At 69.5% G+C, this 1,259-nt stretch carries 2 protein-coding genes; both read right to left on the bottom strand.

Features of this window, described 5'->3' with window-relative positions:
• A partial coding sequence (locus FMEAI12_RS35770) for an alcohol dehydrogenase catalytic domain-containing protein (RefSeq protein WP_160144390.1) occupies positions 1 to 229 on the bottom strand: 229 nt, incomplete at its 3' end.
• A partial coding sequence (locus tag FMEAI12_RS35765) for an aldo/keto reductase (protein ID WP_131628024.1) occupies positions 226 to 1,259 on the bottom strand: 1,034 nt, incomplete at its 5' end. The genes FMEAI12_RS35765 and FMEAI12_RS35770, both read right to left, overlap by 4 nt.

The raw sequence follows: 1,259 nt of genomic DNA, 5'->3' as shown, positions 1-1,259 counted from the left end.
GGTCGCATTCCATGCACCCGTAGAGCGCCTCCACGACGGCCCCGGTTCCGTCCGCGCGGACGCCGGCCAGCTCATGTCCGATGACCCGTTCCAGCCCGAACCGCATGTACATCAGGTCCGAGCTGCAGATGCTCGCTGCCGCGATCCGGATGACCTCGTCCCCGGCTCCCGGTGGCTCGTCGAGGTCGACGACGGTGATCTCGCCCGCTTTGGGGCGTACGGCCTTCACGGACGTCGGCGGGCGGCGGGCAGGAGGGCCGGGTGCTGGGTGAAGTGGTCGATCCCGGGCATGTCGGTGCCGGGCGGCACGATCTTGTCGATGGCGTCGAGCGCGTCCGCGTCGAGGTCGACGTCGGCGGCGTTCAGCGCGTCCTCAAGGTGCTTCATGGTGCGCGGCCCGATGATCGTCGAGGTGATGGCGGGATGGCTGGAGACGAACGCCATGGCCAGCTCGGTCAGGGTGATGCCCGCCTGGTCGGCGACGCCGCGCAGGGCGTCCACGGCGTCGAACCGGGCGGGCGAGGAGCGGTCTTCGGCCGAGCTGACCGTTCCCTGCATGAACGGGCTGGTCGGGTCGTAGCGTGAGCCGGCCGGCGGCTCCTGGCCGCGCTGGTACTTGCCGGTCAGCCAGCCGCCGGCGAGCGGGCTCCAGGGGATGACCGCCATCCGGTGCCGCCGGCACGCGGGCAGGACGTCCTGTTCGATCGACCGGGCGAAGATCGAGTACTGCGGCTGTTCGCAGACGAACCGTTCGCCGCCGCGGCGGGCCGCCGCCCACTGGGCCTCGACGATCCAGTCCGCCGGGAACGACGACGAGCCCAGGTAGAGGACCTTGCCCTGGCGGACGAGGTCGGTGAGGGCGCCGAGGGTCTCCTCCAGGTCGGTGTTCCAGTCGAGCTTGTGCATCTGGTACAGGTCGATGCGGTCGGTGCCCAGCCGGCGCAGGCTGCCCTCGACGGCCTGCGTGATCCATCGGCGGGAGGATCCCCGCTGGAGGCGGTCGCCCATGGGGAAGAAGCACTTGGTCGCCAGCACCACGTCGTCCCGGCGGGATTTCACCGCCCGGCCGATGATCTCCTCGCTCTCGCCGTGCGAGTACACGTCGGCCGTGTCGATGAAGTTGATTCCGCCGTCCAGCGCGCGGTTGATGATCCGGACGTTGTCGTCGGGATCGGTGCTTCCCAGCCGGCCGAAGTTCATCGTGCCCAGGCACTGGGTGCTTACCTCGACACCGGTTGTTCCGAATCTGCGATATCTCA

The organism is Parafrankia sp. Ea1.12 (genome assembly GCF_900465275.1).
GTDB classification, from domain to species: domain Bacteria; phylum Actinomycetota; class Actinomycetes; order Frankiales; family Frankiaceae; genus Parafrankia; species Parafrankia soli.
The sequence above is the reverse complement of the archived record's forward strand: the minus strand, read 5'-3'. Positions and strand labels throughout refer to the sequence as shown.